This is a genomic window from Chryseobacterium sp. GW821-FHT04C04, assembly GCF_059420365.1.
The window spans coordinates 520,758-540,685 of record NZ_JBWKTO010000005.1 but is presented as its reverse complement, the minus strand read 5'-3'; the positions used below and the strand labels follow the sequence as shown (position 1 = coordinate 540,685).

13 protein-coding genes are annotated in these 19,928 nt (G+C 36.0%); 11 read left to right on the top strand and 2 right to left on the bottom strand.

The genetic code is table 11. The annotated features are described in order from the left end of the window. Positions 1-384: 384 nt before the first annotated feature. Entirely contained in the window at positions 385-1,794 is a 1,410-nt protein-coding gene (locus tag AC07UM_RS19255) for a beta-helix domain-containing protein (protein ID WP_494681645.1), read from the bottom strand. 44 nt (positions 1,795-1,838) lie between these two features. Further along, positions 1,839-4,628 (bottom strand): TonB-dependent receptor domain-containing protein, encoded by a 2,790-nt coding sequence (locus tag AC07UM_RS19250; protein ID WP_494681644.1) that lies wholly within the window; start codon positions 4,626-4,628, stop codon positions 1,839-1,841. 324 nt (positions 4,629-4,952) lie between these two features. Here AC07UM_RS19250 and AC07UM_RS19245 point away from each other — a divergent pair, with 324 nt between their 5' ends. From AC07UM_RS19245 to AC07UM_RS19195, 11 genes are all read left to right on the top strand, one after another. Next, a complete protein-coding gene (locus AC07UM_RS19245) occupies positions 4,953-5,627 on the top strand; it encodes a response regulator (protein ID WP_109737926.1) in 675 nt (224 codons plus the stop codon). A gap of 48 nt (positions 5,628-5,675) precedes the next feature. Then, the gene (locus tag AC07UM_RS19240) at positions 5,676-6,707 is read left to right on the top strand and encodes a sensor histidine kinase (RefSeq protein WP_103234227.1); all 1,032 of its coding nucleotides are present in this window, start codon (positions 5,676-5,678) and stop codon (positions 6,705-6,707) included. Between the two features lie 134 nt (positions 6,708-6,841). Beyond that, positions 6,842-7,438, top strand: coding sequence for an IS1096 element passenger TnpR family protein (locus AC07UM_RS19235; protein WP_494681643.1), 597 nt, complete (start codon positions 6,842-6,844; stop codon positions 7,436-7,438). A gap of 195 nt (positions 7,439-7,633) precedes the next feature. Further along, the gene (locus AC07UM_RS19230; protein WP_494681642.1) at positions 7,634-8,983 is read left to right on the top strand and encodes an alpha-amylase family glycosyl hydrolase; all 1,350 of its coding nucleotides are present in this window, start codon (positions 7,634-7,636) and stop codon (positions 8,981-8,983) included. A 131-nt stretch (positions 8,984-9,114) separates the two neighbouring features. Further along, positions 9,115-9,555, top strand: a complete 441-nt coding sequence (locus tag AC07UM_RS19225) for a GreA/GreB family elongation factor (protein ID WP_103234224.1) — start codon at positions 9,115-9,117, stop codon at positions 9,553-9,555. 136 nt (positions 9,556-9,691) lie between these two features. Continuing rightward, positions 9,692-10,486 (top strand): thymidylate synthase, encoded by a 795-nt coding sequence (locus AC07UM_RS19220; protein WP_494681641.1) that lies wholly within the window; start codon positions 9,692-9,694, stop codon positions 10,484-10,486. A gap of 107 nt (positions 10,487-10,593) precedes the next feature. Continuing rightward, positions 10,594-12,033, top strand: a complete 1,440-nt coding sequence (locus AC07UM_RS19215; protein WP_494681640.1) for a hypothetical protein — start codon at positions 10,594-10,596, stop codon at positions 12,031-12,033. A gap of 163 nt (positions 12,034-12,196) precedes the next feature. After that, positions 12,197-12,415 (top strand): hypothetical protein, encoded by a 219-nt coding sequence (locus AC07UM_RS19210; RefSeq protein WP_103234222.1) that lies wholly within the window; start codon positions 12,197-12,199, stop codon positions 12,413-12,415. A gap of 25 nt (positions 12,416-12,440) precedes the next feature. After that, the gene (locus tag AC07UM_RS19205) at positions 12,441-14,951 is read left to right on the top strand and encodes a M1 family metallopeptidase (protein WP_494681639.1); all 2,511 of its coding nucleotides are present in this window, start codon (positions 12,441-12,443) and stop codon (positions 14,949-14,951) included. 168 nt (positions 14,952-15,119) lie between these two features. Continuing rightward, positions 15,120-16,448: a hydroxymethylglutaryl-CoA synthase family protein gene (locus AC07UM_RS19200; protein WP_494681638.1), complete on the top strand. Its 1,329-nt coding sequence runs from the start codon at positions 15,120-15,122 to the stop codon at positions 16,446-16,448. Between the two features lie 622 nt (positions 16,449-17,070). Continuing rightward, the gene (locus tag AC07UM_RS19195) at positions 17,071-19,923 is read left to right on the top strand and encodes a SusC/RagA family TonB-linked outer membrane protein (RefSeq protein ID WP_494681637.1); all 2,853 of its coding nucleotides are present in this window, start codon (positions 17,071-17,073) and stop codon (positions 19,921-19,923) included. Positions 19,924-19,928: the final 5 nt, after the last annotated feature.

The following is a 19,928-nucleotide window of genomic DNA, read 5'->3' as shown; positions in this document are numbered from 1 at the left end:
GATTATTGATTATTGATTATTGATTATTGATTATTGATTATTGATTATTGATTATTGATTATTGATTATTGATTATTTTTTGAGTAAATATCAAAATTTGTTTTTCCATTCAATAGGACCGGGCTTTTGACCGTTTGCTTTTATAAAAGAATATATTCATCCGGCTTTAGGCAAAACTTCTCAATAAACTTATATGGGAATCTGTGACAATCTGTGATTCGATAAAAAGCAGTTGTTCAAATTGCAATTTTCCTTTTTACAATATGAACACCCCTTAATGTTGAAATCGTCAGGCTTCAGTGGAATCAGACAAAAGTGATAAAAAAAGCCCTCGGAAAATACTTCCGAAGGCTTTTAAAAATTGAATCTAACTGCTATATTGTGTTATAGGTTGAAGTTTGTCCATCCTGCATACCAAGTATCGTTGGCATCTTTTACTGCCCCTTTGTAAGTTACCTGTGTAAACCAAGCAGCCAATTTAGGGTTAGTAAATGCTCCACCTGTTAATAATGGAGAACCAGCACTAGGAGTGAAGTTTGGTGTAGTTCCTGCAGGAGCCCATGCATTGGTAAGCTTTACATCAGCAGTAGAAGCAAGGATTGTATTTCCTTTAGCATTAAACCAAGTTGTAAGATCATTCAATGTATACGTTGTCGGAGTAGAAGTAGATGGTCCGAATTTTAAAGGAGTTTGCATTCCTGCTAAAACGTTGTTTTCAAAGAACAGCTTATTACCTACAATATTGTTATCTGTTGGAGCACCTTTTGTAGCATCAATGAATAAACCAACAGGGAATCCTGTAAATACAGAGTTGAATACAGAGATAGAAGAGTTTCTTCTGATCTGTAATGCATTCTGGAATAACGCGTTGATCGTTCCTGGAGCCGCAGAGTTGATTGGCCCGATGATCGTCATGTTAGAGAATGTAGCGGATGTTTGAGGTGTCAAAGTAGAACCGTTGGCATCATTATCAGATTCAAATGCGTTAGAACCTGAAACGTCAGCTACCTGAGAATCTCTTACTGCAATACCAAACTGTACCTTTCCTGAGAAACCGTTATCCGTATCGAAATCATCATCAAGACCTTTGTAAGAAATAAGGTGAGAACAGTTTACCGTTCCTCCGAACCATTCAAAACTGTCATCATTAGCATAAGCAACTTCTACGTAATCTACTGTAGTTCCGCTGCCTACACCACCGAACGTAAGTCCGTTGATCTCTTTATCCGGTAAGAATGCATATCCTGCATATTCTATTCTTACATATTTTAATACACCACTGTTATCAGCAGCATTGTTTCCACCGTAAAGTCCAAGACCATCAGAGTTGTTGATACCTCCTTCAATCTCTCCAACTCCGTTTACTCCACCGAAAGAAGCATTAGTAGGAGCATTTCCTAAAATTACTATCCCTGCCCAGTCTCCTCTTTTAGGACTTGGTTTTTCAGAAGTGAAGATAATTGGGTTGGCAGCAGTACCTTCTGCCATGATTTTACTTCCTTTTGTAATAATCAAAGCTCCGTTTTTATCAGCTTCACCTACAATCTTTGTACCTGGCTCGATAGTTAAAGTAGCTCCGTTAGTTACGTATACTAGCCCTCTTAGCTTATAGATTTTATTTGCTTTAAGCGTAAGGCTGGAAGTGATCTTTCCTGAAAGAATAATGTTTTCAGTCTCTCCGTTTCCGTTACCTCCATTTTGAATAATGGTAGGTCCATCTTCTTCTATATTTCTACATGCGGTAGTAGATACTAGAGCGCCAAGCATTAAAGAATATAAAACGAACTTTTTCATGTTATAAAGAATTAAATTATTTATTAGATTATTTGTTGAATGAATTAAAAATTGTATCCCAGTGTTAAACTGATATTGGTTCCTGTAAGTCTTTCAATAGCAAGAGCATCCTTACTGTCATACTTACCATTATCGTTCAGGTCATGGTAGAATTTAGCACGACGGTTCAGGATATCTGAAACATTAAGCTTGATCTCTCCTTTGTTGCTCCATATTTTTTTAGCAAGCTGGAAATCTAAAAGAGGTCTTGGTGCTTCCCAGATTGGTGGTACCTGGTCGTTTCCTACATAAAGGATTCTTCTTCCGATCATGTTGAATAGTACAGTAGAAGACCATCCTGATTTTTCAGTATCATACTGAAGACTTACGTTGACAGTGTATGGAGATTGTCCCTGCATTGGTCTGTCAATTTTAGTAGCCTCGTCTGTTACTTTGTTTTTAATTAAAGCTACGTTTCCACCTAGCGTAAAGTTTTTAAGAGCACTTACAAAATCAAGTTTTTTTCTTACTTCTACTTCCACACCATAAGCATCAGCTTTATCTACGTTAAGGTAGTTGAAGGTATTACTGGTTCCTACCCCTGATTGGTTGAAGTATAGCTCGATTGGTTTTTTGAAGTTTTTATAGAAACCTGCTACGGATATAATTTCTCCGTTTCTTGGGTAATATTCCCAACGAACGTCAGCACTCGTTATTTTTGTTCTTTCAATAGACTTGTTACCGATTACGGTAGCTCCCAAATCAAAGTCATAGTATGCTAAAGGAGAAACCTCTCTAAATTCCGGTCTTACAACAGTTTGTGAACCTGCAAGACGGATATTCATTTTAGGGTTTACCTTGAATGTCAAGTTAACGGCCGGTAAAAAGTCAGTAACACGAGTGTTTACAAAACGGTCATCGCTTCTTTTTGTGCTTCCTACCAACTGATCAAAGTTTTCAACTCTTAATCCCCATACAGCTCTTAACCATGGTGTAAAGTTGTTGTCAAACTGTAAATATCCTGCGTTAAGGATGGTATTGGCAATATATCTGTACTGATTTCCTGCAATTTCATCAAATGTAAATCCTCCGTTACTTCCGAAATTTCCTGGATTGAAGATCGTTTCGAAAGGTTGGGAAAGTAATCCCTGGTTGAAGTTTTCAAGTTTTACAGAGAAAGGTCTTGAGTTGTAGATCCTGTCTTTTACCTGGAACAAATACCCTCCTTTGATGGTTTGTTTTTGCCCAAATAGAGTAAATGACTTAGAGATGTCACCCCCTGCATTATAGAGATAATCGCTTAGAGTAGAATAGAATACACTTCCTGATTTTTGAGAAAGGCCATTAGAAATCAATGCTAAATAAGGGCTTCCTTCCATGTTTGTGTATTGGTTGTACTGCAAACGCTGCAGCAAAGGAATATACTGATCCAGGATCCCGAAGCTTCCGTACCAGTTTACGGTAAATCCGCCAAGAGCATCAATTTTATGAGTACCGGTAAGGGTTGAGTTATAGAAAGTAGTTTCTTTAAACCCAATTTCCCTTGCCATAATATTTGTTCCGTTGATTGGATCAAATTCAAAATCTTTTCCTGTTCTGAAAGACATATGGTTCACCGTATTGTTGGTGATGATATTCTTTAAGGAAATTTTATTGTTGTTGTTTAATTTTAAAGAAAGATTCAACATCCCTCCTAAAATAATATCATTGCTGTATTTTTCTGTGAAATAATCGAAGTTGGTGTCAGCAAGCTGGTCGTTGATGGTAAAGAAACGGTTGGTAGATTCGGTTCTTCTTTTATTGTTACTGTAGTTTAATACTGCAATTACCCCTAAATCTTTTCCGAAAAGCTTTGTATTGAAACCTCCGTCAAGTTGTAAACTTAAATTTTCAGGATATCCAATACTGTTGTATCCTAAGTTCTTTGTATATCCTTTACCAATATCTGTTTTCTGACCTTCAGTTAGAATGCTGAACGCATTTTTTGCAGGCATATTGGTGGGAAGCTTTCTGTAACCGTCATCAATTCCTAAAAAGTCCCATTTTCCGCCTTTCTGCATGTGGAATTCCTGTCCCATAGTAGCTGTGTTTCCTCCTACACCTACCTGAACATTGAAGAAATTTTTATTGGGAATATCTTTAGTATTTACCTGAATCAAAGCTCCTCCCCATTCTCCGGTATATTCAGGAATGAAAGTTTTGTTGATAACAAGAGTTTCGATAACGTTTGCCGGGAAAAGGTCAAAAGAAAAGGTCTTTCTGTCTGGTTCCGTACTGGATAGCTGAATACCATTTAACATCGCCTGGTTGTAACGGTCTGATAACCCTCTTACTACGATATATTTCCCTTCAGATAAACTCACCCCTGAAACTCTTTTCAGAACTTCACCGGTGTTTCTGTCCGGACTTCTTTTGATAGCTTCAACCCCGATGACCTGAGAAACTACACCGGCATTTTTCTGTAAACCGATTGTAGAGGCTATGGTTTCTTTTCTGGCGTTTGATTTTATGACAACTCCCTCAATTTCTTTTTCCTTAGTAGATGGCTTATCCAGAACGATATCAAGATGAGTATTACCTTCATTCTTTATAATAACCTCACTGATCTCTTTTCTGTTATACCCATTGGAACTTACCGTTACAATGTAATTGGCACCAGGGGATAGGTTGATAGAGTAGTATCCGGAAATGTCAGTGGTTACTTCCTGGCCATTTACTTTTACCTTTACTCCTTCTATAGGAGTGTTGTCTTTCTCATCCAATACCCTACCTTCCAGAATCTGACTCTGTGCAAAGGCATAGCCAGCAGAAAACAAGGCAAGTAGCATAATGCTCTTGTGGAGTTGTTTTTTCATTTTACTTCTTTTACTTCTTTTTCAAGGGCAAAATAAGGGCTAAGTTTTTAAGAAAACTTTAGGATAATCTTAATTAATTGTGAAGTTTGTATGAACGAATGAGCGGTACAGGTGGTTATTGATGTTTAATTTTTTTAATTATATTTTTTGTTTTAATTTCCAATATTGTTTCGTATATTTGATTTATGTGTATTTAATGTTTAATTTTTTTATTGATTTTGTAATTTTAAGTTAAAATGTAGTTTTTTAATAATTAGTTAACATTTGACGGATAGATAAAATCAATTGAAATAATTAATTTTGTGGGAATTCTTAAACTAGAAGATGAGCAAAAAAATTCTTTTAATAGACGATGAACTGGACATTTTAGAGATTCTGTCTTACAATTTAGAAAAGGAAGGGTATGATATCTATACAGCGACCAATGGTAATGAAGGTATAGAAAAAGCAAAGGAAATTGTTCCGGACCTTATCTTACTAGATGTCATGATGCCTGAGAAAGATGGTATAGAAACCTGTCAGGAACTTCGTAAAGTGAAAGAACTGCAAAAAACACTTATCGTGTTCCTTTCTGCAAGAAGCGAAGAATTTTCTCAGTTAGCAGGTTTTCAGGCGGGTGCCAATGATTACATCGTAAAACTGATCAAACCGAAAATCCTTATCTCTAAAGTGAATGCATTATTACAGTTGACCTCTCAGGTTTCTGACAATGCAAAACTAATCGAAATCGGAGACCTTGTTATCGACAAAGATAACTTCAGAGTTTCCAAAGCCGGACAGCAATTTCTTCTTCCTAAAAAAGAATTTGATTTGCTTTACCTTTTGGCTTCCAACACTGAAAAAGTTTTCAAAAGAGAAGAGATTCTGGAAAAAGTTTGGGGTAATGATGTGATTGTAGGAGAAAGAACAATCGATGTTCATATCAGAAGGCTAAGAGAAAAACTAGGAATCAATACGATTCAGACATTAAAAGGAATCGGGTATAAACTGATCGTTTAATTATTTAGAAATCTTACCTTTACGTTCAATCATTAAAATGTTGTAAAATTGAAATTTTACAGACTTACCCTCGTTGCCTCTTGTCTGCTGACACTGGTAATGTTCCTTTTAGTAGTCGTATTCGATTCACTGAAAGATATCTATTATGAGACCCCTTTGTTCAAAACGGGTCTTTTGATCTGTATTATCCTGATCTTTCTGATTAACTCTGTCGTGCTGGAACTTCTTTTCAATTACTACAGCAGAAAACAGGTAAAAGGTCTTTCCGGATTTCTTCCGCAGGAAATAGTTCAGAATCACGATGAAAATATCACGATCAAAGAATTGGGTGAAAGGTTTTCGGATCTCAATCAGCAGCAGGTATCAGAAATTGATATGATGAAAGAGATGGAAAGCTACCGTAAAGAATACATCGGAAATGTTTCCCACGAATTGAAAACACCTTTATTTTCTATCCAGGGATATGTGGAAACCTTAAGAGACGGGGGGGTAGACAACCTTACCATCCGGGATAAATATCTGGAAAGAATAGACAAATCCGTAGAAAGACTTATTGCTATTGTGACAGACCTGGATATGATCAACAGGCTGGAAGCAGGCGAAATCAATCTTACCGTTTCAAAATTTGATGTCAATCTTCTGATTAAGGAAATCTTTGATCTGCTTGATCTTGAAGCTGAAAAACGAAATACCACCTTACAAATACAGACCCTTCATCCACAGATTTTTGTGGAAGCTGATAAACAAAAAATTTCCCAGGTTTTCATTAACCTTATTTCCAATGCCATTCATTATGCCAACAGGCAGGAAGCAAAAGTCATTGTAAAAACCAGTGTCCTTAAAAATAAGGTACTGATAGAAGTAATAGACAACGGAATGGGAATAAAATCTGAACTTCTTCCAAGGATCTTCGAAAGATTTTACCGTGTAGAAACCAGCAGAAGCAGAAGAGAAGGCGGTTCCGGACTAGGACTGGCTATTGTAAAACACATCCTTGAAGCTCATAACGAAAATATTACTGTAGAAAGTGTCTACCTTGAAGGGACGAAATTCAGTTTTATGCTCGAAAAAAGTAAATAATTCCTGCAAAATGTAAGAAAAAAAAATATTTTAAAAAATCCTGAAATATTTTTTTGTCACATGTCATTTATTATATATTTGCACCAGAGATTTATCATAATTATAAAGGCAAAAAAGTAATTTAAGAAACTGATATGGTTTACAAAATCCGCGTAATATTAGATGCGAAAGAAGATATTTTCCGAGATATCGAAGTTAAGGGAAAACAAACGTTATGGAACTTACATTTAGGAATTAAAAGTGCATTCAGTCTGCAGGGAGATGAGCTTTCTACTTTTAATCTGTTAGAAGATGACGGAACGATCGTAAAAAGTGTCCCATTGGAAGATATGAGTGATGATGGTGATGGCGAAATTATGTCAGATGTTTACATTGATGAGGCTTTTGCAAATGCAGGTGACAAAGCACAGTTTCAGTATGGGCTGCTTGACCTTTGGGAATTCTTCTGTGAGCTTGTTGAAGTCATTGAAGAAACAAAAGGCGTGAACTATCCGATCACTGTATACAGATTTGGAAATGTTCCATTGAAAGCACCTAGCAAAAATGGAAGTGCTGGAGGATCCAAAAGGAAATCAGCAATGCCTCTGGTAGATGATGAGTTCGGTTTTGATGATGATTTTGTAGCAGGAGGGAATTTTTCAGATGAAGATGATAGCTTTGATGATGAGGAAGAAGAAGACTACAACGATGATGTCTTTGATGATGAGGATGACAATGATGAAGAAAGATAGTCAACAAAATATAATGAGCCCTGGGTTTTAATCCAGGGCTTTTTTATGGCAAAAAATAAATTATTAAAAAGAGTTATTCACCTGCTTAGTGGCAGTAAGCCGATTCGCAAATCCACCCATTAACCTTTTAATGATTTCACTTTTCCTTTTACTTTTTCTCAAAAAACAATCCTTACTTTTGTTAAAAATAGTTTAATGAAAAAATTGATTTTGTTAGCTGTAATTGGTCTGGGAATTGTTTCCTGTACCACTCAAAAAAATACCCGGAAGATGACAGAACTGCCAAAAGATTGGAAACATAACACGAATATTTACGAAGTCAACATAAGACAATATACTCAGGAAGGAACTTTCAAAGCCTTTGCAAAAGAAATGCCCCGCCTGAAATCTATGGGAGTAAAAACACTTTGGTTTATGCCCATTACCCCCATTGCCCAGCAGAATAAAAAAGGAAGTATGGGAAGCCCATATGCAGCTGCAGATTATACTTCCATTAATCCTGAATTCGGAACACTACAGGATTTTAAAGATATGGTAAATGAGGCACACAGATTAGGATTCAAAGTGATCATAGACTGGGTCGCCAACCATACCGGATGGGATCATGTGTGGACCAAAACACATCCCGAATTTTATTTGAAAGATCCCGACGGTAAATTCCATATCGCTTCAGGAATGGATGATATCATTGAGTTGGACTATAAAAATAAGGAAATGCGCCAGGCAATGATAGATGCTATGAAATTTTGGGTGCAGGAAACCCGTATTGACGGTTTCAGATGTGATCTGGCTTCATGGGTAGAAGTAGATTTCTGGGAGCAGGCACGTCCTGAAGTAGAAAAAATAAAACCTCTTTTCTGGCTGGGAGAATTCGATGAGTTGGAAAGTCCTGAATACGGAAAAGTTTTTGATGCCAGCTATTCATGGAAATGGATGCATAAATCTGCTGATTATTATAAAAAAAATGAACCCCTTCAGGAATTAAAAGATCTTCTAAGACAATATTCTAATATCGGAGATGCTTCAATGAGAGCATGGTTTACAACAAATCACGATGAAAACTCATGGAATGGGACCGAATATGAAAAATATGGAGTCATCACAAAACCTATGGCTGTATTCTCAGCAACATGGAATGGAGTTCCGTTATTATATTCAGGTCAGGAGCTTCCCAATATGAAAAGACTGGAGTTTTTCGAAAAAGATGTTATCAAATGGACCAATACGTACCAGGCAGCGGATTTCTATAAAACATTACTGGAGTTAAAAGCTTCCAATCCAGCCCTAAGAGGTGGAGATTCTAATGTGACGACGTATCTTTTGAATACTACAGCCAATGACAAAATTCTGGCGTATGTAAGAAAAAACGGAAAAGATGAAGTGCTGGTAGTTCTGAATATGTCGAAAGAACCTGTTAAGTTTTCAATTGAAGACGAACATGTATCAGGAACATTCGGAAATGTTTTCGATAAAACAAAAAGAGATTTCAATGCTGGAAAAGATTTCAGCTTTAAGGTTTCAGAATACGCTGTATTTCAAAAATGAAAGCCATAAAGTTTTAGCTGAAATTGTAAAATCTTAATGAATAGTCTTTAAACGGTGCTCAATTCGGGTATCGAAATCTATGATTTTGACGGGGTGGTTTACCATTCACAATAAAAAATCCAAGTGTTACCATGAACAAACAAGAAATAATCAATATAATTAAAGCAAAAGCGACGGACAAAATCCAGTCTTTTGAAAACCTTATCGCAGAAACACGAGCTTCCAATAATGATACGAAAAGCTCAATGGGTGATAAATATGAAACCGGCAGAGAAATGCTTCAGCAGGAAATTAATAATCTCCAGAGACAGCTTAATGAAGTTTTGAACCAGCAGGCTGTTTTGCAGAAAATAACGTCCGATCCTTCAGAAAAAGTTCAGAACGGAGCATTGGTGAAAACCAATAAGGGATTGTTTTATATCTCTGTTTCAATGGGCGAAATTGCTGTTGATAATCAGAAAGTCATGACCGTTTCGGCTGAATCTCCTTTGGTAAAAGTGATGTATGGTAAAAAAACAGGAGAATCATTCACCGTAAATACCATTAGCCAGACGATTGAAAATATATGGTAAAAATATAAGAAGTTAGATCGCAGATAAACAGCTGTTTAATAGAAAATAGAGATGGTCTCTATAAAAAGCATTCATAAAAAGGAGTGCTTTTTTTGATGGTTTTTACTAAATTTGAAAACTTAAAATCCCATTCAAAATGCAAAACTACCTGGATCTTTTACAGCATATTTTAGATAACGGAACTGATAAAACCGACAGAACGGGCACTGGAACAAGAAGTGTCTTCGGATATCAGTTGAGATACGATCTGTCAAAAGGATTTCCATTGGTGACAACTAAAAAAGTGCATTTAAAATCTATTATCTATGAATTGCTTTGGTTCCTGAAAGGAGAGACCAATATCAAATATCTTAAAGATAACGGAGTAAGCATCTGGGATGAATGGGCAGATGAAAATGGAGATCTGGGACCGGTATATGGAGCACAGTGGAGAAGCTGGAGTGGAGCAGACGGAAAAGTGATAGATCAGATCACAGAAGTAATCGACCAGATTAAAAAGAATCCTGATTCCAGAAGACTGATTGTGTCAGCATGGAATGTGGCGGAAATTCCAAACATGGCTTTGGCGCCTTGCCACGCTTTGTTCCAGTTTTATGTAGCAGATGGCAAACTATCTTTACAGTTGTATCAGAGAAGTGCTGATGTTTTCCTTGGTGTACCGTTCAATATTGCAAGCTATGCATTGCTGTTGATGATGGTAGCGCAGGTTTGTGATCTGGAAGTAGGAGATTATGTTCACAGTTTCGGAGACGTTCATATCTATAATAACCACTTTGAGCAGGTCAACAGACAGCTTGGAAGAGAAACCAGATCACTTCCGACAATGAAACTGAATTCAGAGGTTAAAGACATCTTCGATTTTGATTTTGAAGACTTTACCCTGGAGAATTATGATCCGCATCCGGGGATTAAAGCTCCCGTGGCAATTTAACATTCTGTTATATTAGCCTGATTCCTTTTTTTAATTAATAGAATTCTATTATTTTTTGATATTAATAGGCAATATATTTTTTTGCTGTAAGCTTTTTCTAAAACAATATGAAGGAAAAAATAAACAATCATTATCTGATATTTTTAAATGTCTTAATCATTGTTTATGCCCTTTATATCTGTCTGTCCGTTTTTAAAGAAAAAGTAATACTTACGGATGATCTGGCAAGAGTATATGAATTAAGATCTATTTCAGATTCTTATTTCAGTTATATTCATTCGTTTCTGGATTCTGTAACCATGGCAGCAAGACCTGTCTCGGGGATGGTGACAGGAACTTTGTTTTACCTGTCAAAGAACAATGCATCTGTTTATTTTTTAGGAATTCTCTTTTTCCCACTTTCATTGGTGGCTATATATTGGGTAGCCAAAAATATTCTTTCAAAAGAATTGGCCAGCCTGATTACCTTGTTATACTCTTGTTCCGTAATAGGTACAAGTATTCAGTTTTCTCCTCTTATGCTCAACTCAAACCTGGCAACAATCTTTTTTGCTTTGAGTATCTATTATGCATATGTTCGGCAAAGAATTGTACCAAGCGCCTTGTTTTTCATTGCATCAGTATTGAGTTATGAAATTTTTCTTCCTTTAATACTTCTCAATCTTTTTATAATTAAAGAAAATAAAAAAAAGATTTTTTTCGCAATGCTTACCCTTGGAGCAATAGTGATTTTCAGGAAAGTAATTCAGCCGAATATATTTATACACTCTTATCATAGAGATGAAGTGAGTAAAATCTTTGAATTCAAAAGAGGTGTTTTTGTCGCGGAATATGCTGTGAAACTATTCTTCAAAGATATTTTTATAGGACTTAATAAAGGACTGTTGAACATAGGAAAAATGAATGTTATAGAAATAATAGTCTCCCTGATCATCCCTTCAATAGTCTATAAAATATTCTGTAGCTGCGATTTTAAGAGTAAGGTCAAGGATTTAAAAATCCTAAGCATTATTTCTTCTGTATCAATATTGCTGGGGCTAAGTATCTTTTTTTTCTCCTCTTACATTCCCACTCTTTTCGGATTTGATAACAGAAATCTTGGAGCAATAAGGCTTTTCTATACCCTATTTCTCATTTCAGGCATCATCTATCTGTCGGTTAAACTGAAATTACAGAACAGAACAGTCAGTATTTTTCTTGCTGGAATTGCCTTTATTCTTATAACAACTAATATCAGTGTGAAGAATTCATGGATTTATGCCCATCAGTTTGATAAAGAACTATTCAGCAAACTGAATGTTGCACTCAAAGAAAATAATATTGAGACCGGAAATATTTGCCTGGAATATGATGTCTTTCATGAACTTAAATCCAATCCCAACCTTACTTTAAGAGAACCTCTTTTCTATAATGACTGGGAAGCTCCTTTGCTGTGTGAAATGAACGGAATTGATCCTCAAAAGATTCATGTTTACAGCACACAAAGAGAATCAAACTGTACTATAAAGTTTTCTTACAAAGACGGGAACATGATCCGTACGAAGTAGCTGATGCTTCAAATTATCTCGATATAAAAACGTAATCAGGCTTTCCTTTAATAATTGTTTCTTACATTTGAAAGAACAACTCCAGCTTGCTTATTGAATCTTTGTGAAAGAAGATAAATGGGCTGGTGGTAGATCATAAATTTCAAATGCTTAAAAATAAATCATGAAGTATTTAAAAATCGATATTGAAGAAAATGCAGATATTGAAGCACTGAAAAATGCAGTACTTCAGCTGAAAGGAGTCGCTTCGGTAGAAATAGTTGATGACGAAAATCCTGAAAGTGAACTGAAAAAAGCTTTTGCAAAAACGAAGGAACAACTTAAAAAAGGAGACTATGAAACCTTAGTCAATGATATTTTCGATATCATCATAAAAAAATAAATCTAAAAAATAATAAAGTAGACCGATGAGAAAGGCCATTTTATCAATTGCTATACTTGGGATTTTATTTTCCGCAAATGTATCAGCACAAACTGAGACTTCAGGAAGGGAAAAAGTGTACAGAGCTACTCACACCAAAGTAACAGAACTCAAACACACGAAGCTGAAAGTAAATTTTGATTATCAGAAAGAACAGATGAATGGGGAAGAATGGCTTACTGCCTCACCTTATTTTTATGCTGCAAACGAACTGACGCTTGATGCAAAAGGAATGCTGATTCATGAAGTAGCTCTTGACAATAACGGCAAAAAATCGCCTTTAAAATACGAATACAAAGGCGATGTCCTGAAAATTACCCTGGATAAAACATACCAGAGAAATCAGGATTATACAGTTTATATCAAATACACATCCCGCCCGAACGAAGTAAAACAAGAAGGAAGTATGGCAATCAATGATGCGAAAGGTCTTTACTTCATCAATGCTCAGGGAACAAATCCGGATATGCCCACACAGATCTGGACTCAGGGAGAAACAGAATCTTCTTCTGCATGGTTTCCGACTATCGATAAACCGAATCAAAAGACAACGCAGGAAATCTACATGACCGTTCCTGATCAATATGTTACCCTTTCCAACGGTATTCTGAAAGAGTCTAAAAAGGAGGGCAATAACCTGCGAACTGATCACTGGGTGATGGATAAAAGACATTCTACCTATCTTTTCTTCATGGGAGTAGGAGAATATGCTATTGTAAAAGACAAATGGAAAAATATTCCAGTTGATTATTATATCGAAAAAGAATACGAGCCTTATGCCAAGCAGATCTACGGTAATACTCCGGAAATGATCGACTTTTTCTCCAAAAAATTAAACTATGACTACCCATGGGCAAAATATGCTCAGATTTCCGGCAGGGATTATGTGAGTGGAGCGATGGAAAATACTACGGCAACTCTTCACGGAAGCGATATCCTTCAGAAACCGGGACAGCTTATTGATGAAAATAAATGGGAAGATACCATTGCCCACGAATTATTCCATCATTGGTTTGGGGACCTGGTTACCGCAGAAAGCTGGAGTAATCTTACCGTCAATGAATCTTTTGCCAACTATTCCGAATATCTTTGGAACGAATATAAGTACGGAAAAGACCAGGCAGATTATCACCTGATGTCAGACGTGAATCAGTATATCCACAATCCATCAGACTTCAATAAGAATCTGGTGAGATTCAATTATGATTCCCGTGAAGATGTTTTTGACCTGGTAACTTATCAGAAAGGGGGAGGAATTCTCAATATGCTGAGAAACTATCTTGGAGATGATGCTTTCTTTGCCGGAATGAATGACTATTTGAAAACCAATGAATATCAGAACGCAGAAGCACATCAGCTGAGACTGTCTTTTGAAAAAGTTTCAGGGAAAGATTTAAACTGGTTCTTTAATCAATGGTATTTTGGAAGTGGAAATCCAAAAATCAGTTACTCATCTACATTTGAACCTGTGAAAAAGCAGGTGGCGGTTACTATTAACCAAACTCAGGAAAAACCATTTGAGTTCCCTCTGGCAATAGATGTATATGACAACGGAAAGCCAAAAAGATACAATGTATGGGTAAATGCAGAGGCAAAGAATACATTCAACTTTGATGTTTCTAAGACTCCGGATCTGATAAACATTAATGCAGACGGAGTTTTATTGGCAGATATTACCGATACCAAAACCCCTGAGCAGAATCTGATGCAGTTTACCAACTCTAAGGAATTCAAAAATAGGTATAATGCTTTGACAGGAATAAAAGATCAGGTTGGAAAAAGCCCTGCTGCCGTAAAGTTACTAGCCTCCGCATTGAAAGATCCATTCTTTAGGATAAGAATAAAAGCATTAGGCTTAATAGATCTTACCAACCCTGAGCAGATGAAAGCATTAGGTGCTGATGTTGAAAAACTGGCTTCAAATGATCCTAAAACCTTAACTCAGGCTGCTGCTATTGCCGCTTTAGGAAAGACAAAAGATAAGAAATACATTCCCTTATTTGAAAAAGGAGTCAATGCGGTTTCAAATGCTGTGAAAGGAAGTTCTATGAGTGCCATTCTTTCAATAGATCCGTCAAGAGCTAATAATCTGGCTGATAAAATTGATATGAAAGGAGCTTCGGATGAGTTGCAGGCACAATTGCTCCCGATTATTGTGAAGAATAAAATTACTTCTCAAATGGAAAATATTACACCACTTGCAACATTTTATCCATTTATTAAATTCCAGAATCCGGAATTAGGAAAAGCAGCAGAAGAAGGATTCAATTGGATTATGACTTCAGATAACCTGAAAGCAACTGAAAGCGTCGCAAAGATTGCGGGATATGCCAAAAACCAGATGGCAGATAACCCGCAAGCAAAAATGATGATGGTTCAGATTCTGAAAGACGGCTTAAGCAAAAAGATGGAGCTACTGAAACAAAATCCACAAAATGCAGCAAGCATCAACAAGCAGATTGATGTCATCAATAAAGCAATAGAAAACTATAAATAAATAGATAAGCCGGCAGATTTTGCTGGCTTTCTTTTTATTTAGGATCAATACCAGTTTGTTGAAATATTATTTAAAGTATGTTGGTTTTAGTAATGTTACAAAAATCAGCATTTTTTACCACCGTTTTTTGCATTATCTTTCATAAATTCGTTTAAAATTTAGACAATTATGAGTTTTGGAATTGAAGCAGCGGGCTATTATGTGCCTGGTTTATATTTGGAGATTAAGGATTTAGCAGAAAAAAGGGGAATAGAACCAGCGAAATTGGAAAAAGGGTTAGGTCTTCATAAAATGGGACTGTCTGATGTTCATGAAGACGCGGCAACTTTTGCAGCAGAAGCGTTGCTGAAGCTTATAAAAGATTACAATATCAATCCTAAAGAAGTAGCAAGAGTTTATCTGGGAACAGAAAGTGCTGTAGATGCAGCAAAGTCTACAGCTTCCTATGCGGTACAGATGGTGGAAAAGGTGTTGGAAGAAGAATTTGGAGCAAGATGTTTCAAAAACTGTGACGTTCTGGATATGACCTTTGCTTGTGTAGGAGGGGTAGATGCATTGCATAATGCGCTGGATTATGTAAGAGTGAATCCGGATAAAAAAGCAGTAGTGATTGCCAGTGATTATGCCAAATATGAATTGGCTTCTTCAGGAGAATATACACAAGGAGGAGGAGCAGTAGCTCTGTTGGTTTCGTCAAAGCCAGATCTTCTTGAAATTGAAAATAACTGGGGAGTAGCCTCGGAAAGCGTCTTTGATTTTTTCAAACCGAGAAGATTATATAATAAAGAGGATTTGAATGGAGCACCAGAAGCATATCCTGAAAAAATTGAAATTTTTACGGATGAACCTGTTTTTGATGGACAATATTCTAATCAGTGTTATCAGGATAGAATAAAAGAAGCCTACAGTCATTATAAAGAAATTACAGGACAGGAGAAACCTTATGAAAATTGGGAATATATTATTTTTCATCTTCCTTATGCCTTCCACGGGAAAAGAGTTTTTACTGAGATCTACAGCCTTGAGAATGGTCTTTCTTATGAAACTGCGGATGAGCAGAAAGCAGTTGCAAAGTCTGAAAATTATCTGAAATTAATTAATGATAAGATAGAAAAGACACAGAGAGCCTCTTCTGAAATAGGGAATATGTATACAGCTTCCATCTTTATGGCATTTCTTTCCGCATTACAAACAGCTTTTAATGAAAATGAAGAACTTTCAGGAAAGGAAATTGGCTTTGTAGGGTATGGAAGCGGTTCGAAATCAAAGGTTTTTGCGGGTAAAGTTTCTGACAACTGGAGAAAAGTAGTAGAAAAATGGAACTTATTCGAAAATCTAAACCAAAGAACAGCTGTTGATTTTGAAATCTATGAAAAGCTTCACAGAAGACAACTGAAAGAATCTGTGAACATAGCGTATAAAGGTTTCGGGCTTGTTTCTATTGAGACTGAAAATCCTGTTTTGATCGGAGCCAGATATTATAGTTTTAAAAAGTAAAATAATCCAGAATTTAAAATAAAAAAGCACCTCATATTTTGGGGTGTTTTACTTTTTTATTAAGGTAAAAAGAGGCTGGATTTTCATCATTTTTAAAGTTGAATTATTTTTAAGTTTAATGGTGAAAAGGTTAAAAAAATACAGAGAATAAGGATGAACATATTGGGGGCTTCAACCGAATTCTGAATATAGTATATTAATAGTTTTTTAATTTTTATCTTAATGAGACTGTCTTAAAACAGGGGTTCTCTGATTGTAAAAGTGTATTTTTTATATAAAATTTAAGAAAATAGGGTGTTTTTTTCTCCATTTTGCCCCAAATTAAGAATTGATTTATTTTATTTTTTTCATGTATATTGATTGTTTTTGTTTATTTTTTTAACCATTTGTTTTTAATAGGTGAAAATTGATTTTAATTTTTAAATTTATTAAAATTCCGTTAATATTAAAATTGACTTATTTTTTGTTAATTTTTTAAATATAATTAAAATGATTCTCTATCATTTTTTAAGTATGGGTGTGAATCTGCCCGTTCCAGAAGCCTGTTTTCAGCGTTTAATGAATTGATGTTACAGATATTTATTGACATATTTGTCACTTGAATATATTAAAATCTGTTAATATGAATGTGAAATTAAGCGTTTTGACAGTTGGTGTTCTGTTTTTTACAGGACAGACTGTACTAGCTCAGGAAAAGGACTCTAAGAACAGTAAGGAGAAGGAGACAAAACTTGAGGAAGTTGTTGTTTTAGGATATAGCAAGACTGCTACTAAAGCTAAAACAACTTCATCTTCAGTAACAGTTGGTGCTGAAACCTTAGAAAACAGACCTAATATCTCGGTACTGAACTCGATTCAGGGTACAGCTCCCGGGATTGTAGTGAATTCAGCATCTGGATCTCCAGGTTCTGGAAAATTCAATATTTTGATCAGAGGTACAAGTTCCCTTAATGGTTCTACAGATCCTTTGTACGTTGTGGATGGGGTAATTACTTCCGGTTCTCAGTTCAGAAACCTGAACTCTTATGACATTGATACGTTCAGTATCCTGAAAGATGCTCAGGCAACTGCGATCTATGGTAACAGAGCTGCGAATGGGGTTGTTGTAATTACTACTAAAGGAGGAAAATTCAACTCTGGACTGAAGGTGTCTTATGATGCATTAACTTCTTTCAGTAAATTACCTACTTCTGACTATAACATGGCAGACGGTAGACAACTTTTACAGCTTCAAAAGAATTTACAAACGGGATTAGGGAATACTTTATCTCAGGATCAGATCAATAACTGGGGAACCAATACTGACTGGAACAAACAATTTACCCGTGTTGGTATTTCTCAACAACACAACCTGTCAATTACAGGAGGTGGTGAAAACATCAATAACTTTTTCTCTTTAGGATATCTTGATAGCGAAGGTACTGTAAGATCTACAGACTTCAAGAGATTTACGATGAGAAACAACCTTAATGGTAAGACTAAAGACGGGAAACTGACTTTCGGTGCGATCATGGGGTTAGGATATTCCAGAAGAAATCAGCTGGATGATGAAACAAACACAGGTATTGCTAACAATACCCTTCAGAATCCTTTATTCGGAGGAGTACTTTCAAGACCATATATCGCCCCTTCTCCATATGCAAACGGACAGGAGCTTTACAATGCTGTAGGAGCAGATGCTGCTAACAACAGACAATGGATTCTTCAGGATAACATCAATGGAGGAATCAGAAACAGATTTACAGAATTAAGTATCTCTGCTAATGCTAACGTAAACTATAAAATTACAGATTATTTAAGCGTTGGAAACAGAACAGGTATTGAGTACAAACAATACGAAAGAAATTTTGCAAGATCACCACTAGGATATCTTTCTATTAGCGTTGCTAAAGGAGATGGATCAAGATATGGAGGATTTGAAGACTTTTCAACAACAAGAGATTTAACATTCAACAGTATTACGAATATTTCATTCAATAAAACTTTTGGAGATCATACGATTAGTGCTGCTGCATACTTGGATTATATCAAAGCTCATGTAACTTCAACGACTCAAAGACAAAACGGTCTGAACCCATTACAGTGGGAATTTGGTGCTGGAACTGGTTATATTCCATTTAACCCGGATACTCCAAACATTTACAGACCTTCTAACAGTGCTACAAAAGTAACTGCTGGTACGCTAGCTTATTTTGGAACAGTAGACTACGATTACAAAGATAAATATGGAGTAAGTGGAGTTGTAAGAAGAGATGGTTCTTACCGTTTCCTTCCTACCAACAGATGGGAGACTTTCTGGTCAGTAGCAGCAAGATGGAATGTTGACAAAGAAGAATTCATGGCTGATTCCGGATTCAGATTGCTTAAGTTAAGAGCTTCAATCGGTACTACAGGTAACCAGAACTTAGGTATTGCAGGTGACAACGCTAATCCGTTAGCACTTCTTCCCAATAACTTCCTTGATCTTTATAATGGATTCTCAGGATACCAGAATTTATTAGGATATAACTTTGTTAACTTATCAAACCCTTACTTAGAGTGGGAGCAGGTAAAACAAAGCAACATTGGAGTGGATTTTAACTATAAAGGATTAATTGAAGGTAGTTTTGATTACTATCAGAAAAGAACATCAAGAATGTTCAACGATCTTCAGAGATCATCAGTTACAGGGTACTACTCAATCAGAGGTAACGACGGAATTCTTGATAACAAAGGTATTGAAGGGATGATCAAATATAACGTGATCAGAAACGAAAATACAAGATTATCTGTTTTTGCAAACGCTTCATACAACTCTAACAAGATTGTTTCTATGAACAGCGAAAACCTTGCAGGAGATGTGGTAAATGCTATCGGTGGACCTGCTGGTCAATATCAGCTATATTCATACGTTGGTGTAAATCGTGATAACGGAAACTTACAGTTCCTTGACAAAAACGGAAATATTACTGAAGCTCCAACATCTGCAGACAGAGTATTGACTGGAAAATCAAGATATGCTAAGTTTACAGGAGGTTTCGGATTCAATTTACAACACAAAGGATGGTTCCTTGATACCTTATTCTCTTTCCAACAAGGAGGATGGATCTATGATAACTTACAATCATGGATTATGGACCCAAGTGCAGCTGCAAACAGAAACCTTTCTGCTGATTTATTGAACGCTTGGACTCCTGATAACAGAGATACTGATGTACCTGGATTAAAAGCTAATAACCTAAGCTTAGGTTCTTCAGACAGATTCTTACACAGATCAGACTTTATCAGACTTAAGAATATTTCTATTGGATATAACTTTAGCAAAAGTCAATTAGGTAAACTGCCAGTAAAAGGAATCAAAGTATTTGTTCAGGCAGAGAACCTTTATACCTGGACAGATTGGAAAGGATTCGATCCAGAGCCAATTACTACGTATTCACTAAATGTTTACCCTAACCCAAAAACCGTATCTGTAGGTTTAAATGTTGATTTTTAATAGAG